The sequence below is a fragment of the Streptomyces sp. NPDC111744 genome (assembly GCF_055634995.1).
In genome coordinates this window covers 349703-373496 of sequence record NZ_JBVKCG010000004.1, presented here as the reverse complement: position 1 = coordinate 373496, position 23794 = coordinate 349703, and the positions used below count along the sequence as shown (strand labels likewise).

The window sequence follows — 23794 nt, the reverse complement described above, 5'->3', positions numbered from 1 at the left end:
CGCCACCGACTACCGCTCCGCCTACGGTTCGTCCACGGTCGGGCGGGTCCGGCCCGGCTCCGGCGGTTCGCCCAGCTGGATCCGGGCGTGCAGGACGTCGCCGATGAACAGGTCGTAGATCAGCACCCCGATCAGACCGCCGATCAGCGGGCCGACGATCGGGATCCACCAGTAGCCGCTGAACCACGCCCCGTTCCCCGGGAACGCGAAGCTCTTCCATCCGGCGAGCCAGGTGAGCAGCCGCGGTCCGAAGTCACGGGCCGGGTTGATGGCGTAGCCGGCGTTCGCGCCGAAGGACATGCCGATGGCGGCGACGGCGAGGCCGATGACGAAGGGGCCGAGGTTGGACCCCACGCCCGTGTTGCGCAGGTCGACGACCGCGACGACGAACATGACCAGGAAGGCCGTACCGACGATCTGGTCGATCAGCGGCCCCCAGGTCCCGCCGTGGAAGTACGGCGCCGGGAAGGTGGCGAAGATCGAGAAGGTGGCCTCGGTGTGCCCGCCCACCTTCGGCGGTTTCGACGCGGCGTCGAACGCGCTGATCGCGTCGTGGTAGACGAGGTAGACCAGCGCGGCCCCGGTGAAGGCGCCGATCACCTGCGACACCCAGTAGGGCACCACCTTCGCCCACGAGAACTGACGGCGCACGGCGAACGCCAGCGTCACCGCCGGGTTCAGATGGGCGCCACTGACACCGCCGGCCACGTAGATGCCGAAGGTCACGGCCAAGCCCCAGCCCCAGGCGATCAGGAGCCAGTCACCGGCGGCGAGGAAGATCGTCGTGACGGTCTCCGCACGCCCCGACCCGGGCAGCGCCGCGACGGCCATCGCCACGACACCGGCTCCGAACGAGATGAGCACGAAGGTCCCGAGAAACTCTGCCAGGCACTCACCGAGCAGGCCTCCACGGCTTCTGAGCCTGGAGGGCTTGAGGAGAGGAGGTATTTCCACAGCCATCGCTGGCCCCCTTTAGCCATCGCCGGCTCCCGGTGGGGAGCAATCAGGCCGAACACCATATTGGCCCACAAATGATGTTCGCGCAGATCGGCCCATCCCGCCCGACGGGGCTGCCCTCCGCGGGATTACCGCACCTCGGGATTACCTCTCCCCGGGTTCATCCCTCAAGGTCATCGGCGTAGTGCCGGAACCCGTGCCGGTCGCGGTGCATCCCCCAGAGCGTGTCGGCGAGCACGGCGGGATCCTTGCGTGGGTGCCCCACGACGATGGCCCCGGGAATGACCAGTTGCGCCACATGAATCCCCTCCCCGGCCAGCCGGTCGTGCAGCAGATGCCCATAGGCACTCTCGGCGGCGAAGGCGATGGACGTCCCGGCGCGGTCAGGATGGGGAATGACGGCCGTACCGCCGTTGACGAGGAGGATGGTCCCCCGGCCCAGCTCCCGCATCCCCGGCAGCACCTGCTGCACGGCGGCGACGGGTCCGAACACCGAGAACTCGACCGGACCGAGCAGATCCGCAGGGGTGGTCTCCAGCACGGGCCGCATGAAGTCCGGCTGCGGCACGGGGCTGTACTGCAGGATCTCGACCGTCCCGAGTTCCTCGGCGGCCCGCTCCAGGGCACCGGCGAGGGCGTGCGGCTCCCGTACGTCGGCGGAGAACCCACGGGCGTCGACGCCGAGGCCGGCGAGTTCCCCGGCGAGCTCGCCGAGCCGCTGCTCGTCCCGGGCGAGCAGCGCGACACCGTACCCCTCCCGCCCGAACCGCCGGGCGACCGCGGCCCCCAGCCCCGGCCCGGCCCCCACGATGGCGATACTGCTCACGACGTGACTCCTGACGGCTGAGGCGGCGAGATCGTACCTAGCTGCGTACCGCGCCGCCCCCGACTTCACACGTGTGCGCCGGCCTCCACCCGGACGGCACAGCAGGACACGTCACACTGCCGTCATGCGGATATGGGTGGCGTTCATGGCGCTGGTCTTCGTGCTCGGGTCGGGTTCCGCCGTCGTCAAGGCCCGTAAGGGGGAGTGGTGGCATGCCTCTTCGGTCTTTCTGCCCATCCTCGGGATCGACCTGTCGTTGCTCGGTGACCTGGGGCGGTGGGGCCTGTCGCTGTTCTGGGTGGGGGTCGTGGTGGCTCTCGCCGGGTTCGGTGCGGAGGGCTGCTCCTACTGGAGGGCTCGGGGAGGGAAGCGGGAGCAGGCGAGCCGGTGACGAGGGCGGCTTCACCCGTAGGGCCTGCATGCGCTCGTGTGCGCGGATGCGCCGGGTGAAAGTGGCAGTGGCCGCGTCCGTGCTCAGCCTTCCGTTCGACGCCGGGCGCGCGGTCCGGTACGGCCCCTTCGAGCGCGCCGCCCAGTTTGCCGCTGAGCGCCTGTTGCAGCCGGGGCCGGTCCGCGGTCGCCGCGTCGGACGCCTTCAGGGCCGTCTGGACCGACGCCAACCGCCGGATCCACAGCACCCTCGACAAGGCACTCACCGGCAGCGGCGGCGGCGCGGTCCAGCTGAAGAACGACACCGTCACCCTCGACCTCGGCCCCCTCGTGGGCCAGGTCAAACAGCGGCTCGTCGACGCGGGCCTCACCCCCGCCGAGCACATCCCCGCCGTCCACACCGACTTCACCCTCGCGAGATCCGACCAGATCGACCAGGCCAAGACCTACGTACGGCTGCTCCAACTCGCCGGGAACTGGCTGCCGGTGCTGGCCGTCCTGCTGGTCGCCGCCGGTGTACTGCTCTCGGTCCGGCGCCGCCGCGCCCTGGTCGCGGGCTGTCTCGGCGTCGCCGTCGCCACCGGAGTCCTCGGCATCGGGCTGAGCGTGTTCCGCGTGATCTATCTCGACCGGCTGCCCGCCGGCGTCTCCCCGGACGCGGCCGCCGCCGTCTACGACGCGCTGACCCACTTCCTCCGGACCACCGTGCGCATGGTCGTGGCCCTGGCCGTGGTGGTCGCCCTGGGTGCCTGGCTCACCGGGACGGGCCGGTACGCCGGCCTGGTACGGCGGCTGTGGGGTCTCCGGGATCGGCGCCCACGCGCCACCGCCGACCACGCCGGTCTGCGCACCGGCCCGGTCGGTCCCTTCGTGAGCCGTTACCGCACCTGGCTCACCTGGCTGCTGGTGGCCGTGGCGCTGCTGGTCTATCTGCTGTGGTCGTACCCGACCGGCTGGGTGGTGGTCGGTATCGCCCTCTGCCTGCTGTTCGCGCTCGCCGTGCTGGAGTTCCTGGCGGCACGGGGACCAGGGCCCCCGCATCTCACCCACGCGGCATGACCGGGCACGCGGGCAGGCGTCAGTCCTCCGGCGGCTGGGCCTCCATCAGCCGTTCCGCGATGTCGTCCGCCCAGGCCTGGGCCCACAGGCGGAGTTCGGTGACAGCCTGGTCGTCGAGGCCGTACGCGGCGAAAACCCGGTCGTCCACCCAGTCCGTGCCCGTCAGACGGGACTGGAGGTCCGTGAGGTCGAAGGTGTCCCGGGCGTGGCGGCGGCCCAGGTCCTCGAGGTCGGGCAGGCTCCAGCGGTCCGCGGCCGCGTGGACGACGAGCAGGTCACGGGGCAGACCGCGGTCGGTCAGCGCCCAGACCCGCATCCCGACCACGTCTTCGAGGGAGAGGGTCAGGCCGAGTTCCGTCCGGACCGGCGGATGCCAGAGGACCTCCTTGAGGAGATCGACCTCGCCGGCCTCCTCCGACACGGGGTCGGTGACGATGAGTTGGGCGGAGAGCGGATCCGTCTCGCGCATCCACACCTGCCAGCCGTGGTCGCGCAGGACCGCCGCGACCGTCTCGGCGATCGTCCGCATCGGCGCCGGGTGCTGGGTGGCGGCCTCCAGGGTGCGGCCGGGGCGGTCGATCAGGCCGTGGGCCTGGGCCGCGTAGTCCCCGGTCAGAGCCAGGGGGTACGCGGCGCCGGCCGACAGGAGGTCGGGCAGCAGACGGCGGTGGAGTTCGCTGAGGTCGGCGTTCACGTGACGGTCGGTGTCCGGTGCGGGAGGTGGGGAAAGCGCGGGAGGTGCCGGAGGTGCTGACAGTGCCGGAGGTGCGGGAGCCGGGCGGCCGAGGGAGGTGCCATGGGGGGATTATGTCCACCTCCGCTGACCCGCGGCCGCAGGTGACACCCGGGACATGTGACCCGGGTCGCATCGCTCACCGCGTCACAGCCGCCTGCGGCACACTCCGCTCATGGAGCCCACCCGTCCGCTGTCCGCCTGCTGCGCCCCCTCCGCCCCCGCGGACCTCACGACCCCACGGCCTCTTCCCGCCTCTGCTGAAACCTCCCAGGCCCCTGAGAACACCGGCATGGTGGCGCTCCCCGGCGGTGAGTTCCTCATGGGAGCCGAGGACGCCGACGGCTTCCCGGCGGACGGGGAGGGGCCGGTACGGGCCGTACGCGTGGCGCCGTTCCTCGTCGACGCCTGCGCGGTGAGCAACGACGAGTACGCCGCGTTCGTCGCCGACACCGGGTATGTCACCGACGCCGAACGGCTGGGCTGGTCGTACGTCTTCGCCGGGTTCCTGCCCGCCGCGCTGCGCCGGGGCACGCCCCGGCCGCCGGAGACGCCCTGGTGGTGCGCGGTCGCGGGGGCCGCCTGGCACGAGCCGGCCGGGCCGGGCAGCGGGGCTCGACGGGCTCGGCCGCCATCCCGTCGTCCATGTCTCCTGGTACGACGCCGCCGCCTACGCATCCTGGGCCGGCAAGCGGCTGCCCACCGAGGCGGAGTGGGAGTACGCGGCCCGTGGCGGTCTGGAGCAGGCCCGTTACCCCTGGGGGGACGAGCTGGACCCGGACGGGGAGTACCGGTGCAACATCTGGCGCGGGACGTTCCCGACCCACAACACCGCGGCCGACGGGTACCGGGGCACCGCCCCCGTCGACGCCTTCGCGCCCAACGGATACGGCCTCCACAACACGTCGGGCAACGTCTGGGAGTGGTGCGCCGACCGGTGGACGACGGAGCACCGTACCCTACGACACCCCGGGCTCCGGCCTGTACACCGCCAGCGCCCAGATCACGAAGAAGTCGATGCCGATCATGATGAGGGCCCACAGCGGGGCGTAGGGCAGGAACAGGAACTGGGCGACCATGCTCAGCGCGGCCAGGAAGATACCGACCACGCGGGCCCAGCCGGGGGCGCCCTTGAGGAGGGCGGCGCCCGCGATGACGCCGAGCGCGCCCAGGACCACCAGGATCCAGCCCCAGCCGGTGAGGCTGATCCTGTAGACGTAGTCGTGGACCCGGGCGTACACGTCGTCGGTGGCGATCGCGGAGATGCCCTGCAGGATGGCGAAGATGCCGTTCATCAGCAGGAGGACGCCCGCGAAGACGACTCCGCCGGTGGCCCAGCCGCTGCCCGGCGTCGGTGCCGGTGCCGGATGCGTCTGCTGTGTCATGGGTACGACGATCCGGCCGCCCTCGGCCCCCCACCACGGGGATTACTTCGAACGGGTGAGCCCGGACCCCGCGACCCCGGTCGTCACTCGCCGACCGGGCCGACGTACGTCCCCGGGTGGGTCGCGCCGTCCTGGAGGACGACGGCGCCGCCGCGCCAGGGCAGGTCGTACGACGTGCGCTGGTTCGGCGCGGTGATGACGACCGTGGTCGGCGTGAACGCGGTGGAGTCGCCCTGCTTCGCGGCCAGGTAGGTGATCGTGAAGTTGGCGGACGCGCCGTTCGCCAGGGAGACCCGCTTCGGGCCGGCGTCGGTGCGCTGGAGCGACCACTGCTGACCGCTGTTGACCAGGTCGACGCCGGGGAAGCCGTAGATCGTGCAGGTGTGGCCGCTCTTGTTGGTGAGCGCCACGACGGCGTGCCTCTGGTCGCCGCCGCCGCTGCCGGTGTCCAGCCAGGAGTAGCCGAGCCCGGAGGCCTGGCAGGCGGCCACCGAGCCGCCGGAGGTCGAGGAACCGCCCGAGGACGAACCGCCCGAGGTGGAACCGCCGGTGGAGGAACTGCCGGACGCGGACGAGCCGCCGGAGGTGGACGAGCCGCCGGAGGTGGACGAGCCCGACGTGCTCCCGCCCCCGCTGCTCCCCGAGCCGGAGCCGCCGGTGGAGTCACCGGCCGTGGAGTCGCCGGCGGCCGGAGCCGCCGTACCGCCGTCGGAGTTGACCGAGCCGGTCGCGGTACCGTTGCACGCGGTCAGCAGGGCCATCAGCGCGGCGGCGCCGGTCAGGACGGCGGCGGACTTGCGGAGGTTGCTGCGACGGTTCGACATGGGGTCCCCCAGCGGTGGTGATCTCCCCGGCTCTCTGCCGGACACCCCATACGATGCGGCACCCAGCAGGGAAGTTCGGGGCCTGCCGTCACGGGCCGGTCGTGTTCGTGTCACCGCCGCCGTTACAAAGGCGGCCGCTCACGCCATCCAGAAGAACACCGCGGTCATCCGCTTCTCCTCCAGCGTCTTGCCGGCATACCCGGTGGCGCTGTGCACGAGGTTGGCGTTGTAGAGGAGCAGCCGGTTGTACCTGTGCGGGACGCGGACGTCCTCCTCGAAGTGGTCGCCCGGGACGAACCGCGTCCCCAGCGCCTCGACCAGGTTGTTGTGCGGGGCCTGGACGATGTTGCCGCCGAGCCGGCCGCCGGGCAGGGACTGGCGGTAGAAGGCCGTGCCGCAGTCCTTGGCGACACCGGGGTTGAGATACAGCACCGCCGCGTACCGGCACAGCGCCCGTGAGTCGGTGTGCGGGCGCGGCTCGCTCTCGCCCTCGCCGACGACCTGGACACAGTTGTGGTTGAGGGTGCCGCCGCCGGGCGCCTGCTGCACCCACAGTTTCCCGGCGCCGGTCGCCTGCTTCACCAGGCCTTCCACCACGGCGAGTTCGGCGGGTTCGAGGCCCGGCATGGTGCGCAGTCCGGGCCAGGTCTCCGAGGTGTACGGGTATCCCTGGACCCAGTCGTCCTTGGCCAGGCAGCGCTCCCGTACGGCGTCCACGTCCGGCAGGACGTCGTCGAACACCCAGTAGTCGCGTCCCTTGGTGGGCTTGCGGTAGGGCAGTACGGGCAGCGCGGCGGGACCCCGGCCGGGAGCGGCGCCGCGGGGAACGCGCGGGGATGGTGGCTGTGGGGGCATACGGCGAAGCTAGCCTGCGACTTTGTCATGGCCACACCTACAAGGGGAAGTCATCACCTTCCCGTGGGCAAGACATGGGAAGTCGACGCCCCGGCAGAGCGGGACCTCACAAGTTCTTTGCCAAACCAAAAGGTTTCCGGTGCTCCCTCCATCCGTATTCACCGGCGTCCGACCCCGCCCCTGCGCGGGACCCCTGACCGGCAGGAGGCACCGGTGCGCTTTTCGCGGAACGCGACGGGAACTCTCTTTGTGGGCGGAGCCCTCAGCCTGACCCTCGCGGCCCTGGCCTACCCGAGCATGCTGGGCCTGAACACCGTCTCCAGCGACACCACCCGCGTGATCGCCAACACCCAGTGGGGGCCCCTGACCGAAGGCGACCGTGACTTCGTGGTGAAGGTGCGCGCGGCCGGGCTGTGGGAGTACCCCGTGGGCCAGCTCGGCCTGAAGAAGGGCCAGAGCCAGGCGGTCATCACCGCGAGCAAGCACCTGATCGACGGCCACGCGGCGCTGGACGCCAGCTGCCGCAAGATCGCGCCCATGCTCAACATCACCATCCCGAACCTGCCCTCTCCGCAGCAGCAGGGGTTCGTCAACACGCTGACCGTGGACAGCGGCAAGAAGTTCGACACGGACTTCGCCAACATCCTGCGGATCACGCACGGGTCGATCTTCAACACGATCGCCAAGATCCGCTCCACCACCCAGAACACCCTGGTGCGGATCCTGGCCGACCAGGCCAACGCCACGGTCCTGGACCACATCACGGTGATGGAGCAGACCGGACTGGTCGACTTCCCGTCGGTCCTCTTCCAGGAGACGACCCCGCCGAAGCTCCCCTCCACCGACCTGACCCCGCCGCCTCCGGACGCGGGCCAGCCGCAGGTCGTCCTCACCCCGCCGGTCAACAGCACGACCAGCCCGCCGGCACTGCCGGGCGAGAACGGCTTCACGGGCAGCGGTGCCGGCGTCGGCACCGGCAACGCCGATGGCAATGCCACCGGCGTCTCCCCGACCCCCAGCCCCACTGTCGGCTGAGTCGTCAGGCGCCCAGCCACACCGTGGTGTCGGGCGGCAGCGTGCCGTCCAGCGGCAGCGGCACGCTGGCCAGCAGCACTTCGCCCGGCGGCAGCGGCACCGGTGCGGCCGACACGTTCGTGACGCACCGCCAGCTCTCCGACCGGGCGAAGTGCAGCACTCCCTCGGGCGCCTCGGCCCAGGTCAGCGTCTCGCCCTCGAGCAGCTTGCGGCGCAGCCGCAGCGCGGTGCGGTAGAGCTCCAGGGTGGAGCCCGCCGTACCGGCCTGCCTCTCGACGGCGTACGACGCGAACGACTGCGGCTGCGGCAGCCAGGCGCCGCCGGCCCCGAAGCCGTACGACGGTCCGTCCGCCGTCCACGGCAGCGGCACCCGGCAGCCGTCGCGGCCCTTGCGGGTATGGCCCGTCTGTTCCCAGATCGGGTCCTGGAGAACGGCCGGGGGCAGGTCGGCGACCTCGGGCAGTCCGAGTTCCTCGCCCTGGTAGACATACGACGATCCGGGCAGCGCCAGCATCAGCAGGGTGGCGGCGCGGGCCCGGCGGAGGCCATGGGAAGCATCGATCTCCGGCGCCCGGCCGCCGGACAGCAGCCAGGCGTTCTCGTCCGTGCCCGGCGGCAGCATCAGCCGGGAGGCGTGCCGTACGACGTCGTGGTTGGAGAGCACCCAGGTGGCGGAGGCGCCGGCCGCGCGGGCGGTGGCGAGCGAGCCGGTGATGACCTCACGGAGGGCGTCCGCGTCCCAGGGGGTCTGGAGGTACTCGAAGTTGAAGGCCTGGCCGAGTTCGTCCGGGCGGGCGTACAGGGCGCGGCGGGCGCCGGGCACCCAGGCCTCGGCGACGGCCGTGCGGGGCGGGCTGTAGGCGTCGAAGATCTTGCGCCAGTCCCGGAAGATCTCGTGCACCTCGTCGCGGTCCCAGTAGGGGTGCGTGCCGGGCGATACCCGCTCCAGCGCCTCCTCGCCGGTCGGGCCGAACTCCGCCACGTCCCGCAGCGGCTCGGCGAGGTCCTTCACCAGGGCGTGCGCCACGTCGACACGGAAGCCGTCGACACCCCGGTCGGACCAGAAGCGCAGGGTGGTGCGGAAGTCGGCGCGGACCTCCTCGTGCGCCCAGTTCAGATCGGGCTGCTCGGGGGCGAAGAGATGCAGGTACCACTCGCCGTCCGGGACCCGGTGCCAGGCGCTGCCACCGAACACCGACTGCCAGTCGGAGGGCGGGAGTTCACCGTGCTCGCCGCGGCCCGCCCGGAAGACATAGCGGTCGCGGGCCGCCGAACCGGGGCCCGCCGACAGGGCCTCCTGGAACCAGGGGTGCAGATGCGAGGTGTGGTTGGGGACGACGTCGACGATCACCTTCAGACCCAGCCGGTGTGCCTCGGCGACCATCGCGTCGAAGTCGTCCAGGGTGCCCAGTCGCGGGTCGACGTCCCGGTAGTCGGCGACGTCGTAGCCGCCGTCGGCGAGTTCGGACGGGTAGAACGGGCTGAGCCACAGGGCGTCCACGCCGAGCGTGCCCAGATGCGACAGCCGTTCGGTGACGCCCCGGATGTCACCGAGCCCGTCGCCGTCCGCGTCGGCGAAGCTGCGCGGATACACCTGGTAGATCACGGCCTGGCGCCACCAGGCGGGGTCCCGGGAGGAGAGGTCGACCACGCGCGTTCCTTTCACTCGGGAGGGAAACCGAGAACAAGTCTGTCGGATTGCCGAGAAAGCGAACCTTCTCACCGGCCGGAGCGGATCATTCCCTGTGTGAGGGAGTTGTGATGAGCCCCGAACCTTCCTTGATTCCGGGCAGGTTGACAGGCTTCGGCGCGTCACACGACCATGGGCGCACACTGTGGCGCATGTGACCAATGGGCCCGGTGTTCTTCGCTTTTCCGCAGCCTCCGCAGCCTCCGCTGCTCGCCTCGCGACATCCACGATGGGATATCCATGTCCATAACCAGTCATGTCACCGCGCGTCGCCTGCTGGGGACGGGCCTCGCGTCATTCGCCCTGTGTGCCGCCTCCGTCGCCGGGGCGTCCGGCGCCTTCGCGCACGGCAGCCCGGGCGGTGACGGCTGGAAGTCCGGCGGCCACTACAGCCCCGGCACCGGAGCCGGTACGGAGACCGGCACCGACAAGTGCCAGTTCTCGCTCGACGGCTCGAACTTCTTCGACTCGGTGAAGGTCGACGACCAGAACCTGAAGGTCACCGACGACGGCAAGGTCCACATCAAGGTCCGCGCCGCCGCCGACGCCACCAGCTGCACCGCCTCGCTCGCCTCCTACCTCGCCCACGGCGCCACCTTCGCCACCTCGGGCCAACAGGTCTTCGTCGACTTCGACTCGGTGACGGTCAAGCAGGGCCAGACCGACTCCCTGGACATCGCGGTCCCGGACGCCGGCTGCTTCGCGCAGATCGACCTCTACCGGGGCGCGGTCAAGTTCGACGGCAAGTCGGACGCGAACGACGGCTTCGAGCACGGTGACCTGCCGGCCGGCCCGGACCACGCGGTCATCAAGGACAAGCTGATCGCATCCTGGAACGGCGGTACGAAGGACTGCGCGACCGGCGAGTCCTCCTCCCCGTCCCCGTCGCCCTCCGCCTCGGAGTCGACCCCGGCCGAGGAGACCACCCCGCCGCCCGCGAAGACCCCGTCGCCGTCGCAGAGCGAGTCGACCGGCACGGGCACCCCGTCGGCCTCCGCCTCCGAGTCGACGACGGCACCCGCGCCGGCCCCGAGCACGAACTCCGGCGGTGGCGGCGACCTCGCCCACACCGGCGCCGACTCCAGCACCCCGCTCATCGCCGGCGGCGCGGCCGTACTGCTGGCCGGCGGCGCGGCGATCGTCGTCGCCACGCGGCGCCGGAAGACGAACCGCGCCTGACAACCCGAGGTCCCGCACAGAAGTACGCCCCAGCCGCCTTGGACGGCTGGGGCGTACGTGCACGGATGCGGCTCAGCCGGTTGCCTTCGCCCTGCGGTTGCCCTGTGCGCCGACCCGAACACTCCAGCGAACGGCACAGCAGCCGGCCTCAGGGACGCCGGGAGCCGCCCCGACAAGCGGCACGACAGCCAACCCGAGGGGCGCGGGGCTGTATCGACGTGCGGTTCCGCCGCGTGGGCGCAACCAGCCACAACGGCGCCGCACCGCTCCACCGCTTCTCGCCCCGAATCACTCGTTCTTGAAGTAGTGCCCCTCCTCAAGATCGGCGATCAGCCCCGCCTCAACCGGCTCCCACCCCAGCAACTCCCGTGTCCGCGCACTGCTCACCGGCACATCCATCGTCACGAACGCACCGAAGAACCCGAAGTGCTCGGCGAGCCGATCAGCCGGAACGCTCTCGACCGGCAGCCCCAGGCGGCCACCGATCACCTCGGCGATCTCCCGCACCACGACGCCCTCTTCGGCCGCCGCGTGCAGCTGCGCTCCCGCCGGTGCCTTCTCCAGCGCCAGCCGGTAGAGCCGGGCGAGGTCCAGCGTGTGCACGGCGGGCCACCGGTTCCCGCCGTCGCCGGGGTAGCCGGAGAGGCCCGTGGTCCGGGCGATACGGATCAGCATCGGCAGAAACCCGCTCCGGTCGCGCGTGCTGTGCACGACCGGCGGGATCCCGACGACCACGGTACGCACGCCCTGGTCGGTGAGTTCACCGAGCAGCCGCCGCGTGGCGGACCGGGGATTGGCGCTGACCGTCTTTTCGATGTGTTCGTTGCCCTCCAGCCCCATGCCGATGCCCACGAGGGCCTTGCCGGTACCGGCGAGCACCTCGCCGAACGCCCGCGTCACCTCCAGGTCGGTGGCCGCGGCGCCGGGCATGTCCCCGGCGGCCATGGCGGCGTGGTCGAAGGCGAGATGGACGACGGCGTCGGCGTCGCGGGCGGCCGCCCGCAGTCCGTCCAGGTCCGTGAGGTCACCGCGGCGCACCTCGGCGCCCAGTGCCGTCACGGTGGCGGCGGAGTTGTCGGACCGGGCGAGGCCGACGACCTCATGTCCGGACCGGAGCAGTTCGGGGATGACGGCGGAGGCGATGTGACCGCTGGCGCCGGTGACGAAGACACGCATGACAGCTCTCCCGAGAACGAGAAGAAGGTGATGTGACTCGGTACCGTCACCGTAGCACCGTGACGGTACCGAGTCACATCACTTAAGGTGTCCCCATGGCTCGATGGGAACCGAACGCGCGACAGCGACTCGTGCAGGCCGCAATCGACCTGTTCGGCGAGCAGGGCTACGACAGCACCACCGTCGCCCAGATCGCCGAGCGGGCCGGACTGACCAAGACGACCTTCTTCCGGCACTTCCCGGACAAGCGCGAGGTGCTGTTCGCGGGGCAGGAGGTGCACGGCCGCCTCCTCGCGGAGGGCGTCGAGGCCGCACCGGCCTCTTCGACCCCGCTGGAGGCGGTCGCCGCGGCCCTGGACGCCCTGACCGCGTCCTTCACCCCCGAGCAGCGCGAGTTCGGCCCCCGCCTCAGCGCGGTCATCGCCGGCCACAGCGAGCTGCGGGAGCGCCTGGCCTTCAAGGAGCTCAACCTCGCGGCGACCCTGACCGACGCCCTCCGCCGGCGCGGGGTCCCCGACCCGGCCGCGGGCCTCGCCGCCGACCTGGGCATGCGCGCGTTCTCCATGGCCTTCGCCCAGTGGATCGTCCCGGAGAACGACCGCCCCCTCCCCACCCTGGCCCGCGACTCCCTCACCGAACTCCGCAAGGCAGCGGCCGCCCTCACCTGACGGCGGCCCCGTCACTCGCCCCCCTCACTCGTCCCAGAGGCCGGCCCCACGCCCCGCCACCCGCTCCTCGATCCGCCGCACCAGCTCCGCCACCGGCAACGCACCCACTCGCCGCCCGTCCCGCAGCCGCAGCGCCGCCAGCCCCGCCGCGGCCTCCCGCTCGCCGATCACCGCCTGGTACGGCACCACCCTGCCGTCGCGCACCCGCGCCCCCAGGCTCCCCTGCCCGGGACCGGCGACCTCGGCCCGCAGCCCGCCCGCGACCGCCGCCGCGGCCAGCGCCTCCGCCCGCGCCAGCTGCGCCTCGGCGACCGGCAGGACAAGGAGCTGCACCGGCGCCAGCCAGGCCGGGAAGGCCCCGCCGTGCGCCTCAAGGAGATGCGCGACGGCCCGCTCCACACTCCCGATCACACTCCGGTGCACCATCACCGGCCGGTGCCTGGCGCCGTCCGCCCCGACATACCGCAGATCGAACCGCTCCGGCTGGTGGAAGTCGATCTGCACGGTCGACAGGGTCGACTCCCGTCCCACCGGGTCCGCGATCTGTACGTCGATCTTCGGCCCGTAGAACGCGGCCTCCCCCTCTGCCTCCTCGTACGCCACGCCCGCCCCGTCCAGCACCTCCCGCAGCAACACGGTGGCCCGCCGCCACAACTCCGGGTCGGCGACGTACTTTCCGCCCTCGCCGGGCAGCGACAGCCGATGCCGTACGGCGCTGATCCCGAGATCGGCGTAGGCGCGCCCGATCAACTCCAATGCGGCACGCGCCTCTTCGACGGCCTGGTCCAGGGTGCAGAAGATGTGCGCGTCGTTGAGCTGGATGGCACGCACCCGGGTGAGCCCGCCGAGGACACCGGACATCTCGGCCCGGTACATGGCGCCCAACTCGGCGATCCGCAACGGCAGATCCCGGTAACTACGCGCACGGGACCGATAGATCAGCGCGTGATGCGGACACAGACTCGGCCGCAGCACCACCTCCTCCGCCCCCACCCGCATGGCCGGGTACATGTCCTCGCGGTAGTGCGCCCAGTGCCCTGAGATCTCGTACAGCTCCCGTTTGCCGAGAACGGGCGAGTACACATGCCGGTACCCGGCCCGGCGTTCCACGTCCCGGACGTACTCCTCCAGGGTGTGCCGTACGACCGCCCCGTCAGGCAGCCAGTAGGGCAGACCCGCCCCCATCATCGGATCGGTGTCGAACAGGGCGAGTTCACGGCCGAGTCGGCGGTGGTCGTGCATGGCGGATCTCCTCCGTCAGAGAGGCGAACGACCCGCGACACGACAAAGCCCCGGGGCGTTCACCCCGGGGCTTCGGACAGGTCAGATGTCAGCGCGCCGGGACGATCTCCGGCGTCGTCGTGCAGGACGGACACGGCAGGGCGCGCTTCATGCCGTCGACGGTAACAACACGACCGGACGGCCGGCGAAGGGATTTCCAGCACCGGACGCCCGCAGCACTCGGAGCAAGCTCGAACCGAACTCGTCGAGAAGGGGTGCCCTCCCCAACAGCGGAAGAGCACCCCCAAGGACGGTCAGGTGGTCCTAGCGGCCGTGGCCCCAGCGGCCATCACGGTCGTCGCGGTCGTGGCCCCCGCGGCCGTCACGGTCGTCGCGGCCGTGACCCCCGCGGCCGTCACGGCCGTCACGGCCGTCACGGTCGTCGCGGCCGTCACGGTCGTGACCCCAGCGGCCGTCACGGTCGTCGCGGCCGTGGCCCCAGCGGCCGTCACGGTCGTGACCCCCGCGGCCGTCACGGTCGTCGCGGCCGTGACCCCCGCGGCCGTCACGGTCGCCGGGCCTGTGGTCGTCACCGCGGTGGTGACCACGGTCGTGCGTGGCATGAGATACCGCCGAAGGCGAGGCGGCGGCGCTGGCGCCGGTGGCGCCGCCCACCAGGATGGCGGCCGCGACGCCCAACGCGGCGGCAAAACGGGAAACCCGCATTCCGTGCTCCTTTCACAGCAGGCGCCCAATGCGCCTGCCTGGGTCGGACACATGCATGTTCACGCCCTGAATGCCCCATTAAGTCCGACTCGCCGCCAAAGGCACCTCATGTAACCAAAAAACGTTGAACCGGGAACCGACGCCTGGCGTGTCGGCGTCACGCGCGCGCACGGGGAGGGCTCCCCCCTCCACCAGGGCGAACGGGGGCCCTCACCCGGACGGACGGGAGCAGTGGTACGTCGGCGTCAGTGGTGATGGCGTGATCTCACGCGTCCCACCGCTCCTGTCCCCGGGAGGCCCCGCCATGAGAGTCACCGTCTCCGGTCTTGCCGTGGTCGGCCTGCTCGCCCTCTCCGCATGTGCGGCCGGGCGTCCGCCGGGAGCGTCCGCTCCCGAAGCCTCCCCGGCGGCCGCCGCCGAGCGCGCCGCCCCGGCCGCCTCGCCCGGCCCCCCGGCGCTCACCCCCGAGCAGGCCCAGTCCGCGCTGATCGGCGAGGCCGACCTGGGGGTGCCGTGGACGGCGAGCAGCGGCACCGCCACCTGGCACGACGGCCTGCTCAAGGCCGTCACCGGGCAACCCGACTGCCAGCGCCTCCTCGACGCCCTGTACGCCGACGAACTGCTCCAACCGGCCGGCCCGCACGCCGTCACCACTCTCGACGACGGCGACGACAACGCCCAGCTCCGCTACCAGGTCTACGCGAGCCGCGCCGCCGACGTGAACCGGACCCTGGCCTGGCTGCGGGCGCTGCCCGGCACCTGCGGGCAGTTCTCGGCGCAGACGACCGCGGCCGGGACCGAGACCGTCCAGGTCGCCGACTCCGGGCTGACGGACCTCGGCGACGCACGGCAGGGGTTGCGGGTCGCCCTCACCGCGCAGCCCTCCCCGGACGACGACCCCACCACCCTCACTGTCGACATCGTCGTCGTCCGGGTCGGCGACGACGCGGTCGTCCTCACCGCCGGCGCCCTCGGCATCCTGCCGCCGGACGCCACCCGTCAGGCCCTCGATGTCGGCGTCCAACGGCTGTCCCAGGTACGGGAACAGGGGCACGCGCAGGCCTAGACGAGTCATTCCGATGTGATCAGTGGTCATAAGCGATCAAGGATCGTATGACGGGCTGGCCGGTCTTGTGGTTGTGCCAGATCGCGGCGGCCATCGCGAGGATGCGTTGGGCGACGCGGACGGCGACACCTTCGAAGGTCCGGCCACCGTGCTGTTCCAGGTCGAGCTGGCCTTTGAGGGTGTCGTTGACCGACTCGATCAGCTGTCGCACCGACTTCAGGAGGCTCTCGCCCCCGCGCTTCTTCTCGCGCTTGAAAGAAGGACGCAGCAACTCCGCGCCCCGGAAGGCCAGATCGGCTTCGAACTCCGCATCAGGCTGCCGGCGACGGGGACGGACGCGCACTCGCAGCCCGGCAGTATCACGCCCGCGGCCCCCGCCACGGGAACGGCGAGGGCCTGGTTGCGGGGGAGGAGTCGGGTGAAGACGCGCTCCGGGACGAAGGCGCCGATCGCCGCGGAGACGACGGTGCCGAGGAGGAGGAAGGGGACGCCCTGCACGGCTACCGCCGTGAACACCGTCCACCAGGCGGCGACCGGCGGGGTGTAGAGGTCGAGGGCGAGGGTGGGGCCCAGGACCGAGGCGACGGTTGCGATGGCCAGAAGGGCGGTGCCGCCCAGGACGGCGTGGACGAGGGCGCGGATGAGGAGGCGCAGGGCGTCGGTTGCCGTCCGTTGGTTGTGCACGCCCGGGACGCTACCGAGGGTGGCTGTGGGGTGGGGGTCAGTTGACAGAGAGAAGCCTGTGTCTCGGCTGCGGGCGGGTGGGGGCTGGTCGCGCAGTTCCCCGCGCCCCTACCGGGGCGCTACCACCTGACCGCCGATGGCGTCCCCTACAGCGGCGGCTGTGCCGGAGCCGGGCCCAGGGTCGTGGTGCCGGGGGCCGTACGGTGGCCGAGGCCCGTGCGGTACGCGTCCAGGGCCGCCTCCACCCGGCCGGTGCGGCGCAGCAGGTCCCCCAGCAGCCGGCACAGGTCGGCCAGGTCGCCGGCCGCGCCCGCCCGCTCCAGCAGGCTCAGAGCGCGGACGTAGTGCTCCTCGGCCGCCTCCGTCTCCCGGGCGTCCTCGGCGATGATTCCGAGCAGACGGTGCGCGGCGGCCGCGTGGACCGCGCCGCGCTCGGAGGAGAAGTCGCCCAGTACGTCGTGCAGCAGCGCGGCGGCCTCGTCGGACTTGTCCCGGCGGTGCAGTACGTCGGCCAGCTCGACGGCCGCCTGGCTGCGGTACAGGGCCGCCCGGGTCTCCGACAGCATCGCCAGGGCCTCACGCAACTCCCCCTCCGCAGACTCCAGTTCGCCGTTCTGGGCGTAGACGTAGCCGCGCATCCAGTGGCAGTTGGCGAGTTCGGTGCGGAGCTGGAGCTGGCGGTACAGCTCGGCGGCCTTGGCCAGGGAGGCGTCGGCCTCGGCAACGCGGCCCTCGGCGAGCAGGGTGCGGGCGACGGAGCGGTGCATCCGGGCGATCAGCGCGGGGTCGCCGGCCTGCGGGGCGAGGGCGAGGGCGAGTTCGGCGGCCTGGGCGGCGCGGGCATGGGCGCCCATGTCCATGTACGGGCCGATGGCGGAGGCGTACAGCAGCAGAAGCGCGTCCGGATCGTGCAGCCCGCCCCGGTTCAGTTCGTCGAGCGTGGTCTCCAGCAGGTAGACGGCGTAACGGAGTTCACCGGCCAGATAGTGGCTGACGGCCCGGCCGCGGATCGCCGGGACGCGCACCGGCAGCGGCTCGTCGGCCGTCCACAGCTCGGCCCGCTCGAAGAACTCCCTGGCCCGGCCCAGCTCACCGGTGTCCAGGGCGCACTCGCCCATCCCGAGCAGCGCGGTGGCCTGCTCGACCGCCAGCCCGTGCGCCTCCGCCTCCTCGAAGAGGGCGGCGTACTGGGCGGCGGCCTCCTCGGCCGCGCCGGTGGCCAGGGTGCGCCGTGCCTCGGTGAGCCGCAGCCTGAGGTCGGTGGCGAGGTGGGCGGGGCGCCCGCTGGCCAGCTCGTCGTAGCCGACGCCCAGCCGCCCGGCGATGTGCCGCAGCGCCTCGTCGGAGGCCCGCACCCGCCCCGCCTCCAGCGTGGAGATGTAGGCCGGTGAGTAGGCCGGTTCGGCCAGCTGTCTCTGGGTCAGCCCCCGTTCGGTGCGCAGCTGCTGCACCCGCCGCCCGATGGTCTCCGGATCATCCCGTTCCTGCATTCTGTCACTCCCCCCAACTCGCCCTGGGCCCCTTGCCGTTGAGCCACGGCAGCCCCTAGGTTAAACGGCGAATTAAACACGCTTAACCCGCCCCTGTCGTTGCGAGGTCGCCGTGCCCGGACGCACATCCGCACGCCCCACCGCACTCCCCCACTCCCGGCTTCGCTCGGTCGGGGGGAACCCCACCGCCCGTAGTGTGGCAGCCGCCGTGATCGCCGTGGCCGCGCTCATCACGGCCGCCAACGCGGGCCCGGCCAGAGCGGCGGTCGACGGCTCCCGTCACACCGCGCCGGCCACGGCCGGAAACGCACCGCGCTGACGCATCCCACCTGCCCGAACACACCGTCCGCTACGGGACGTCGGGCAGGTACGTCCGCCACAGCTCCCGCGCCGGCCCGGTGCCGCCCGCCCGGGCGCACACGGTCTCGACGGCGTGCCCGGCGTCGATGTCGTACCGCTGGGGCGGGACGTGGGCGCTGCCCGCGTACAGCGTCCCGCCGTCCGGGCCGAAGGCGAGGGAGTCGACGGCGCCTCGCCGGGGGTGGTCAGGGGGCTGCCCAGGGGCTGCTGGGTGGTCACGTCCCCCAGTTGCAGGCCGCCCGCCGAGCCGCCGACCGCCAGGGGGCGGCCGTCGGGGCTGAGGGCGAGGGCGGTCACGCCCTCCGGGGTGGCGCCGTCCAGCGGGGCCGGGAACACGTTGCGCAGGATGCCGGCCCGTGTGGGAGTGCATCGTCGTCCGGCACGGGCCACCTGCCGCGGCCGGCGACGCCACCCCTCCCCCAGGCCCTCGGGGGCCGCTTCCCGTCCAGAAATCCCCGGTGCTGACTGTCAGTGGCATGACTTAGTCTTCATCACATCCGCCACACGCGGCTCACAGCGGACGCACACACGTGGGCCGCGTTCCATGGCGCCCACTTCATTCGATCCGGGGGGTTCGAATCAGCGTGCGTATGCGCACCCGCACCGTCACGGCCGCCACCACCCTGGCGGTCCTCTTCAGCTCCGCGGCCCTGGCCGCCACCACACCGGCCTTCGCCGACACCAGCGGCCTGCTGCCGATCAGGTCGACCGGTGACATCGTCGTCGACGGCGCCCACCAGCAGGTCTTCGTCAGCGACCCGAGCAACGGCAAGATCGTCGTCACCGACTACTCGGGCAATGTGCTCAAGCAGCTCACCACCAACCTCTCGGGCGTCACCGGCCTGGAACTGTCCGCCGACTCGGCCACCCTCTACGCGGCCGTACGGGACATGGACGCCGTCGCCGTCATCGACACCGCGACGGACACCGAGACCACCCGCTACACGGTCGGCGACAAGCCGCGGAGCATCGCCCTCGCGGCCGGCAAGCTGTGGTTCGGCTACGGCGGTGACGCCGAGGGCAACATCGGCTCGGTCGACCTGACCGGCGACCACCAGGTCACCCTCGGCCAGGACAGCAGCTGGTATTCGGCGCCCGTCCTGGACGCGGCACCGGGCACCGACACCCTGGTCGCCGGCGACCGCGACCTGAGCCCCGCCTCGCTGACCTCGTACGACGTCTCGTCGGGCACCGCCACCCAGCTGGCCCACATCCGCACCGACGGCAGCAACCTCAACGACCTCCAGGTCACCCCCGACGGCAAGGACGTCGTGGTGGCCAGCGGGGCGCCCTACTACCACCAGGTGTACAGGACGTCCGACCTCAACGAGGACGGCAAGTACACCAGCACCGCCTACCCGAACGCGGTCGCGATCGCGCCCGACGGCACGGTCGCGGGCGGCAGCTTCGCCTGGTACGACCCGGACGTCTACATCTTCCACCCGGGCAGCAGCGAGGCCGTGCGTACGTACGACTTCCCCAACACGGGCACGTCCAGCGGCGCCGACACCCTCGCCGACGGCGGTCTGGCCTGGACGCCGGACGGCTCCCGCCTGTTCGCGGTGACCTCCAACAGCGCGGACGTGTACTCCCTGCGCGAGTACGACACCCCGGGCCGGGCGGCCACCACCGTCACGGTGAACGCCCCGGCGACGGCGACCCGCGCCAAGCAGCTCACCGTCACCGGCACGGCCACCTCGACGGCCGCGCTCCCGGCCGGCACCCAGCTCGCGGTCACCCGCACCGACCTGGAGTCCCCGAACGGCAAGGCGCTGCCCGCCGTCACCGTCAAGGCCGACGGCACCTACTCCTTCACGGACACCCCGTCGGCCGGCGGCAAGGTGACGTACCAGGTCTCCTACGCGGGCGACGCCGAGCACACGGCCGCCTCCGGCAAGGACACCGTGGACGTCTCCCGAGCCAAGCCGACGCTGACGCTGAACAACAACGGCAAGGTGTACTCGTACGGGCAGGGCGTGAAGTTCACGGCCCATCTCGGTACGACGTACAAGAACCGCACGGTGGAGATCTGGGCCGACCCGTTCGGCTCGGACAAGCCCAACAAGCTGGTCAAGTCCGGCAAGGTCGACTCCCACGGCAACCTGTCCGTCACCCTGGGCCTCAAGCGTGACACCAAGGTCACCGCGACGTTCAAGGGCGACGCCCGCTGGGCCCCGCGGTCGGTGTCCAGCTCGGTGGGCGCGAAGGTCGCCATCTCCATGACGGTCGACCGCCAGTACAGGACGAAGACCGCGTGGGGCCAGAAGTACTACGTCTTCCACAAGGCCAAGAACCCGCTGTTCACGACCAGGATGGCCTACTACAGCGGCCGTTCGCAGCGGTTCGACTTCCAGGTCTACTACCAGGGCAAGTGGTACGCGGACGACTCGCAGTACTTCAAGCTCGCCACCAGCGGCGTCTCCCAGGTCGAGGTGACCGGCAACCACAAGGAGGACGTCGGCTGGCGCTTCCGCGTCCGCTCCGACTACATCAACGGCACGTCCGGCGACACCGTCAACTCCACGACCTACGGCGCGTGGAAGTACTTCACCTTCACGAGCTAGTACGGGTGACTCAGCTGGTCTGAAGCTGGCGAAGGTGCTGCTGGACATGGTCCAGGGCACCTTCCCGGCGGCCCGGCACCCTGAGTCTCAACTCTGCGAGCGCGGGCCCGAGTTCACGGGCCCGCGCCGTGTCCTTGATGGCCCCCCACTGGTGGTGGGCCCGGTCGACGGCCGCCTCGACGGCCGGTGCGTCGGCCGGCTGCCCGGCGGCCAGCCGGGCGTGTGCGACGGTCAGCCAGGTACGGCAGCTGCGCACCGGGTCCCCGGCGAACATCGCCAGATCCGCCCGCACTTCGGACCAGTGCAGGGCCTCCTCGGAGGCCGGGCCGTGCGCCCGTGCGGCGGCCTCCTCCCAGCGGGCGGCGAGCCCGTCGGCCTCCGCGTACCGTCCGCCGCGCGCGGCCGCGCTGATGGCGTCGTGCGGATCCCCGCCGTCCGGGGTGTGGGTGCTGAGCAGAATGCTGTTCGCGACCTCGGCGCCGAGCCGCGCGAGCACCTGCTGGTGCAGGTGCGCCATCGACGGCCGGTGTCCACTGCGCAGCACGGTCGCCACGGCCTTCATGTACGACGGCGACGCGACCTCCCGCCGGGCCGGCGGCGGTGCGATACGCCCGTGCACGGCGTTGTTGCGCCCGGAGTCCAGGGGCACGGTACGCAGCCGTTCCCAGGTCTCGTGGTCGGCGTGCAGATCGAGGACGAGCGTGGTCGCCCCGGCCGGCCGCAGCCGCAGCTCCTCCCGGATCCAGTGCCAGGGCAGGCCGGTGTAGCGGACGGTGGCGGGCGTAGACCTGGCCAGCGCGAGATGCGGCAACCGCTGCTTGCGGTCCAGATGCAGCTGGCCCGTGACGAACACGGTCAGCGGGCCGGGGGCGGCCGCGGCGGCCCGCAACCGGGTGAGGACGGCCTGCGGCTCCAGGGGGTCGGCGAGTTCGACGACGTTGGCGGTGTCGGTGCCGGAGAGTATCGCCGGGGGTACGGCCGCGAGCACGGAGAGCACGGAGGCCGCGTCCACCAGACACGCTCTGCCTGTCGGCGAGGCCGCGAGCAGCAGCACGGTTCCGGGCATCGGCCCTCCCCTTTGTTCCCCAGGTCCACTTACGTGTCAGCACGTTAACCGCTGCGCCTGCAAAGCGGAGGGTGCGGGAGAGGTTTGGGGTGGGTTGGGGGTGTTCCCGGGGTGCGAGAGAGCACGACCGGTCCTGGACCTGTGCCCACGGTCCTCTTGCCGGCCACCACCGTCCGCCCTGACCTCAGGTGGCCCCCGTGATCTCCTGGCACCCCCGTCGGCCGCCCACACCCATCACCCGCCCCCGCCCCCACCGCGACGACGTCGGTCCCGCCGCCGGAAGCCGGCACCGGACCGTCCGGCACCCACTGTCGCCGCCCCAGGGCCACCCCACCGTCCCCGCGTCCGCCGCCGCGCCCGCCGCGCCCGCCGCGCCCGCCGCCCCGCCACCACCCCACCGCCCCAGCGCCCCGCCGCCCCGCCGCCCCGCCATCACCCCACCGCCCCAGCGCCCGGCCGCCCCGCCGCCCCGCCATCACCCCACCGCCCCACCGCCCCAGCGCCCGCCGCCCCACCAACCGCACCACCGCCCCCGCGCCCGCCGCCCCACCAACCGCACCACCGCCCCCGCGCCCGCCGCCCGCTGCGCGCTGCCGCGCCGTCGCGGCTGGGCGCGCCCCGCGGCGGTAGTCGTATGCCGTACGCGGGCCCGTGGCTCTATCGGGGCGTGTGGGTGCGGCGTACCGCGAAGATCGTGGTGTCGTCGGAGAGGTGGCCCCGGCTGTGGCGCAGTACGCCGTCGCGGACGTAGGCGACCAGAAGGGCCGGGTCGGAGGTGCCGGCCCGGGAAGCCTCCTCGGGCAGTGCGTAGAACTCGCCGTCCCCGTTCCTCGCCTCGGTCACGCCGTCCGTGGTGACGAGGAGGGTCTCGTCCGGGGCGAGGATGACGGTGAGGGTCGGCGGAGGGCCGGATCCCGTCGCCAACTCGGCCATGCCCAGGGGAAGCCCCTCGCTCTGCGGCAACGCCCGTACCCCCGCCGGTCCCACCGCCAGCGGCGCCTCGTGGCCGAAGTTGACCATCTCCACCGCGTCCGGCTCGTTTGGAAGAAAGCCCAGCAGCACCGCCGTCGCGAAGCGGTCGCCGTCGTCATGGCCCAGGGCCACCGTGTGCCCCCGGTGGCGGAGCATCCGGGTCTCCAGCCGGCCGGCCACCGTCGCCAGGTCCTTCTCGTGATAGCCCGCCTCACGGAACGTGCCCAGCAGCGCGGCCGCCGTCTCCACCGCGCCCAGCCCCTTTCCCTGCACGTCACCGACCAGCACCCGGGTGCCGTGCGGGCCCGGCTGGATGTCGTAGAAGTCGCCGCCGACCCGGGCCTCGGTGTCGGCGGCGAGATAGACCGCCGCGTGGTCCAGTCCCGCCCACCCCGGCGGCAGCGGACGCAGCACGGTACGGCGGGTCGTCTCGGCGATGTCCCGCATGTGCAGCATCCGCCGCTCGCCGCTCGTACGGACCGCACAGGCGAGGATCGCCAGCAGCCCGGCGAAGGCGACCAGCATGAAGTCGGGCAGCCCGGCCTGGTACTGCTGCGGCCAGGCGCTGTCCACGGCGATGTAGTCGAAGACCGACAGCACCGCGAACACGGCCGTCGTCCAGACCCCGCAGATCGCCGCCGCGATCCCGGGGACCAGCACGATCCAGGAGATGATCCGGAACCGCTCCGTGGTGTTGAGGTCGACCGTCGTGATCCCGGCCAGCAGGAGCAGCGGCGCCGCCCAGGAGAAACTCCGGCCCCGGGCCCACTGCAGGGGCTTCCGGCTCAGCGGATCCTGCCACCGCCGCGGGGCCGGGTGGTCGGTCACGACAGTCAGGGAAACACGCGCCGGGACGCGACGCATGTCG

The 23794-nt window shown here is 72.1% G+C and carries 21 protein-coding genes and 3 pseudogenes; 9 read left to right on the top strand and 15 right to left on the bottom strand.

Features of this window, described 5'->3' with window-relative positions; genetic code table 11:
* Window positions 1–21: 21 nt before the first annotated feature.
* Both ACZ7OO_RS11910 and ACZ7OO_RS11905 read right to left on the bottom strand, forming a co-directional pair.
* Window positions 22–960 carry an MIP/aquaporin family protein gene (locus ACZ7OO_RS11910; protein ID WP_471503955.1) on the bottom strand — a complete coding sequence of 313 codons (939 nt, stop codon included), beginning with the start codon at window positions 958–960 and terminating at the stop codon, window positions 22–24.
* A 157-nt stretch (window positions 961–1117) separates the two neighbouring features.
* Window positions 1118–1783 carry an SDR family NAD(P)-dependent oxidoreductase gene (locus tag ACZ7OO_RS11905; RefSeq protein ID WP_471503953.1) on the bottom strand — a complete coding sequence of 222 codons (666 nt, stop codon included), beginning with the start codon at window positions 1781–1783 and terminating at the stop codon, window positions 1118–1120.
* Window positions 1784–1907: 124 nt separating this feature from the next.
* On the opposite strand from ACZ7OO_RS11905, the gene ACZ7OO_RS11900 reads away from it, so the two are divergent.
* Both ACZ7OO_RS11900 and ACZ7OO_RS11895 read left to right on the top strand, forming a co-directional pair.
* Window positions 1908–2174 (top strand): hypothetical protein, encoded by a 267-nt coding sequence (locus ACZ7OO_RS11900; RefSeq protein ID WP_471503951.1) that lies wholly within the window; start codon window positions 1908–1910, stop codon window positions 2172–2174.
* A gap of 146 nt (window positions 2175–2320) precedes the next feature.
* Window positions 2321–3232: a hypothetical protein gene (locus tag ACZ7OO_RS11895; protein WP_471503949.1), complete on the top strand. Its 912-nt coding sequence runs from the start codon at window positions 2321–2323 to the stop codon at window positions 3230–3232.
* Between the two features lie 19 nt (window positions 3233–3251).
* Here ACZ7OO_RS11895 and ACZ7OO_RS11890 read toward each other — a convergent pair whose 3' ends face one another.
* Complete coding sequence (locus ACZ7OO_RS11890; protein ID WP_471503947.1) at window positions 3252–3926, bottom strand: hypothetical protein; 675 nt, start codon at window positions 3924–3926, stop codon at window positions 3252–3254.
* Window positions 3927–4140: 214 nt separating this feature from the next.
* Here ACZ7OO_RS11890 and ACZ7OO_RS11885 point away from each other — a divergent pair.
* Window positions 4141–4915 (top strand): annotated as a pseudogene (locus ACZ7OO_RS11885) (formylglycine-generating enzyme family protein); the annotation flags it as partial.
* Window positions 4916–4924: 9 nt separating this feature from the next.
* On the opposite strand, the gene ACZ7OO_RS11880 reads toward ACZ7OO_RS11885, so the two are convergent.
* The 3 genes from ACZ7OO_RS11880 to ACZ7OO_RS11870 all read right to left on the bottom strand — a co-directional run bounded on the left by ACZ7OO_RS11880 (window position 4925) and on the right by ACZ7OO_RS11870 (window position 7029).
* Complete coding sequence (locus ACZ7OO_RS11880; protein ID WP_471503946.1) at window positions 4925–5350, bottom strand: DUF7144 family membrane protein; 426 nt, start codon at window positions 5348–5350, stop codon at window positions 4925–4927.
* A gap of 83 nt (window positions 5351–5433) precedes the next feature.
* Window positions 5434–6174, bottom strand: a complete 741-nt coding sequence (locus tag ACZ7OO_RS11875; RefSeq protein WP_471503944.1) for a DUF4232 domain-containing protein — start codon at window positions 6172–6174, stop codon at window positions 5434–5436.
* A 138-nt stretch (window positions 6175–6312) separates the two neighbouring features.
* A complete protein-coding gene (locus ACZ7OO_RS11870; protein WP_471503942.1) occupies window positions 6313–7029 on the bottom strand; it encodes a DUF6445 family protein in 717 nt (238 codons plus the stop codon).
* 249 nt (window positions 7030–7278) lie between these two features.
* Between ACZ7OO_RS11870 and ACZ7OO_RS11865 the strand changes: the two genes are divergently transcribed.
* Window positions 7279–8064, top strand: a complete 786-nt coding sequence (locus tag ACZ7OO_RS11865; protein WP_471504260.1) for a DUF4142 domain-containing protein — start codon at window positions 7279–7281, stop codon at window positions 8062–8064.
* Window positions 8065–8068: 4 nt separating this feature from the next.
* Here the strand turns inward: ACZ7OO_RS11865 and ACZ7OO_RS11860 are convergent, their stop codons facing one another.
* On the bottom strand, window positions 8069–9715 hold the full coding sequence (locus ACZ7OO_RS11860) for a glycoside hydrolase family 13 protein (RefSeq protein ID WP_471503940.1): 1647 nt from the start codon (window positions 9713–9715) through the stop codon (window positions 8069–8071).
* A 279-nt stretch (window positions 9716–9994) separates the two neighbouring features.
* Here ACZ7OO_RS11860 and ACZ7OO_RS11855 point away from each other — a divergent pair, with 279 nt between their 5' ends.
* Window positions 9995–10933 carry an LAETG motif-containing sortase-dependent surface protein gene (locus tag ACZ7OO_RS11855; RefSeq protein WP_471503939.1) on the top strand — a complete coding sequence of 313 codons (939 nt, stop codon included), beginning with the start codon at window positions 9995–9997 and terminating at the stop codon, window positions 10931–10933.
* A 288-nt stretch (window positions 10934–11221) separates the two neighbouring features.
* Here the strand turns inward: ACZ7OO_RS11855 and ACZ7OO_RS11850 are convergent, their stop codons facing one another.
* A complete protein-coding gene (locus ACZ7OO_RS11850; protein WP_471503937.1) occupies window positions 11222–12109 on the bottom strand; it encodes an SDR family oxidoreductase in 888 nt (295 codons plus the stop codon).
* A 95-nt stretch (window positions 12110–12204) separates the two neighbouring features.
* On the opposite strand from ACZ7OO_RS11850, the gene ACZ7OO_RS11845 reads away from it, so the two are divergent.
* Window positions 12205–12777 carry a TetR/AcrR family transcriptional regulator gene (locus tag ACZ7OO_RS11845; protein WP_471503935.1) on the top strand — a complete coding sequence of 191 codons (573 nt, stop codon included), beginning with the start codon at window positions 12205–12207 and terminating at the stop codon, window positions 12775–12777.
* Between the two features lie 24 nt (window positions 12778–12801).
* Here the strand turns inward: ACZ7OO_RS11845 and thrS are convergent, their stop codons facing one another.
* Window positions 12802–14019 carry a threonine--tRNA ligase gene (gene thrS, locus ACZ7OO_RS11840; protein WP_471503933.1) on the bottom strand — a complete coding sequence of 406 codons (1218 nt, stop codon included), beginning with the start codon at window positions 14017–14019 and terminating at the stop codon, window positions 12802–12804.
* A gap of 293 nt (window positions 14020–14312) precedes the next feature.
* Entirely contained in the window at window positions 14313–14621 is a 309-nt protein-coding gene (locus ACZ7OO_RS11835; RefSeq protein WP_471503931.1) for a hypothetical protein, read from the bottom strand.
* A 407-nt stretch (window positions 14622–15028) separates the two neighbouring features.
* Here ACZ7OO_RS11835 and ACZ7OO_RS11830 point away from each other — a divergent pair, with 407 nt between their 5' ends.
* Window positions 15029–15790, top strand: coding sequence for a hypothetical protein (locus ACZ7OO_RS11830; protein ID WP_471503929.1), 762 nt, complete (start codon window positions 15029–15031; stop codon window positions 15788–15790).
* 19 nt (window positions 15791–15809) lie between these two features.
* Here ACZ7OO_RS11830 and ACZ7OO_RS11825 read toward each other — a convergent pair.
* The 3 genes and pseudogenes from ACZ7OO_RS11825 to ACZ7OO_RS11815 all read right to left on the bottom strand — a co-directional run.
* Window positions 15810–16097 (bottom strand): annotated as a pseudogene (locus ACZ7OO_RS11825) (IS982 family transposase); the annotation flags it as partial.
* Window positions 16097–16474: pseudogene (locus ACZ7OO_RS11820) on the bottom strand (permease); the annotation flags it as partial. The pseudogenes ACZ7OO_RS11820 and ACZ7OO_RS11825, both read right to left, overlap by 1 nt.
* A gap of 146 nt (window positions 16475–16620) precedes the next feature.
* A complete protein-coding gene (locus ACZ7OO_RS11815) occupies window positions 16621–17964 on the bottom strand; it encodes a helix-turn-helix domain-containing protein (protein WP_471503927.1) in 1344 nt (447 codons plus the stop codon).
* Window positions 17965–18160: 196 nt separating this feature from the next.
* On the opposite strand from ACZ7OO_RS11815, the gene ACZ7OO_RS11810 reads away from it, so the two are divergent.
* Together ACZ7OO_RS11810 and ACZ7OO_RS11805 are read left to right on the top strand one after the other, a co-directional pair.
* Complete coding sequence (locus ACZ7OO_RS11810; RefSeq protein WP_471503925.1) at window positions 18161–18283, top strand: hypothetical protein; 123 nt, start codon at window positions 18161–18163, stop codon at window positions 18281–18283.
* Window positions 18284–18914: 631 nt separating this feature from the next.
* Window positions 18915–20888, top strand: a complete 1974-nt coding sequence (locus ACZ7OO_RS11805) for an Ig-like domain repeat protein (protein WP_471503923.1) — start codon at window positions 18915–18917, stop codon at window positions 20886–20888.
* Window positions 20889–20898: 10 nt separating this feature from the next.
* Here ACZ7OO_RS11805 and ACZ7OO_RS11800 read toward each other — a convergent pair whose 3' ends face one another.
* Together ACZ7OO_RS11800 and ACZ7OO_RS11795 are read right to left on the bottom strand one after the other, a co-directional pair.
* A complete protein-coding gene (locus ACZ7OO_RS11800) occupies window positions 20899–21954 on the bottom strand; it encodes a hypothetical protein (RefSeq protein ID WP_471503921.1) in 1056 nt (351 codons plus the stop codon).
* Between the two features lie 657 nt (window positions 21955–22611).
* Entirely contained in the window at window positions 22612–23790 is a 1179-nt protein-coding gene (locus ACZ7OO_RS11795; protein WP_471503920.1) for a PP2C family protein-serine/threonine phosphatase, read from the bottom strand.
* Between the last annotated feature and the right edge of the window lie 4 nt (window positions 23791–23794).